This window comes from Robinsoniella sp. (assembly GCF_034124845.1).
Window position 1 is genome coordinate 2,163 of the sequence record NZ_JAWYAJ010000489.1, and the last position, 1,580, is coordinate 3,742.

Annotated in this window: 2 protein-coding genes; both read left to right on the top strand. The window is 39.4% G+C overall.

The window, feature by feature from the left end; translation table 11 throughout:
* On the top strand, positions 1-1,168 hold a 1,168-nt coding region (locus tag ACH2DQ_RS23955), incomplete at its 5' end, for an ABC transporter substrate-binding protein (protein ID WP_395028562.1).
* Positions 1,169-1,241: 73 nt separating this feature from the next.
* Positions 1,242-1,580 (top strand): carbohydrate ABC transporter permease (locus ACH2DQ_RS23960; protein ID WP_395028563.1); only part of this gene is annotated, 339 nt, incomplete at its 3' end.

A 1,580-nucleotide genomic window follows, 5' to 3' on the forward strand; every position in this document is an offset into this window, starting at 1 on the left:
CTGGTGGTGTTCAGAAGCCAGAAAGCATGTTTTAGAAGAAGCTTTAAAAATGTTTAATGAATCACAGGACAAATATGAAGTTACCTATGTAAATCTTCCATGGGGAGATGTTTTCACGAAGAACATAGCACAGATTGCAGCCGGCAATCCTACCGACATTATGGCAAACACATTGGAAGAAGTTCGCTTTCGTGCAGAACAGGGGCAGGTGGAGAGCCTGGATGATTTCTTGAAAAAAGATGAAGGGACAGGGGTAGACAGCTTTATCGAGCAGGATTTAAATGCATGTACAGGAGAAGACGGAAGTGTGTATGCATTACCGTTTTCTGTTGATACCAGAGTCATTTACTATAATAAAGATCATTTTACGGAAGCCGGATTAGATCCGGAGAATCCTCCTAAGACTTGGGATGAATTAAAAGAAGCAGCTTACAAGCTGGAGAAGAAGAACGGGGATACCTATGAAAGAATAGGATTTTTACCATTGCTTGGAAATGGAGGATTGGACAGCTGGGTATGTAATGCCAATAAAGGACAGATCTGGTATGATGATAATGAAGTACCGGCTGTAGATACTGATATTAACAAAGATGTCTTCAGGTGGGTGGACGAATTTACACAGCATTATGGCAGAAATACTTATAATGAGATGAGCGCAGCATTTAAATCAGGTATGCAGGATCCGTTCTCTTCCGGAAAACTTTCTATGCTGTTACAGACAAGTGCATATGTTTCTTCTCTGAAGCAGACAAATCCGGACTTAAATTATGGTGTTATGCTGATGCCTGAATATAAAGAAGGAAACGGACACACAGTAAATGGAAGCGGTTTTGTACTGGAAATACCAAAAGGAGCAAAAAATCCGGAAGGTTCCTATGAATTTATTAAGTTTATGACAAGCAAGGACATGCAGGAATTTTTATGCGAAAGACTGGGAGATTTCTCTGCCAGAACAGATTTTGATAAAGACGGAGCATTTTTAAGTGATCCTATAACCGCTAAGATTTCAGAAGCATTATCGGATACAAAGGCGGCGATAACCCCCAATAATATGAAGGGTTATACAGATATCATCAATCCGTTAATTGAAGAGGGAACACTTGGAGTGAAGAGTACGGACGATGCTTTGGCAAATGCACAAAAGGCTTTTCAGGATTTCCTGAAGTAAGACTATAGCAGCACATTAAAATGGCTCTTTGATTGAAAAGAGCCATTTTTAGAAAAAGAAAGAAGGTAGCTTTATGTTTGGGAAATTACTGAGTAAGCTTGGTGTTAAGAATATGAAAGCAAGGGAAAGCGTTTATGGTTACATCTTTATACTTCCCTGGCTGATTGGGATTCTTTGCTTTGTAATGGGGCCTCTGATCTTTTCTTTTATCACCAGTTTTACAGATTATAATATGATGAAGATGGACTTTACCGGGCTGACGAATTATAAAAAAATGTTTTTTGAAGATCAGCTTTTCTGGAAGAGTCTGCAAAATACGGTAGTTTATGCGCTGATTAATATTCCTCTGGTAACAATTGGGGGGGTAGTGGTAGCGTGTATATTGAACCGGTCCATATTCGGACTTCGAACG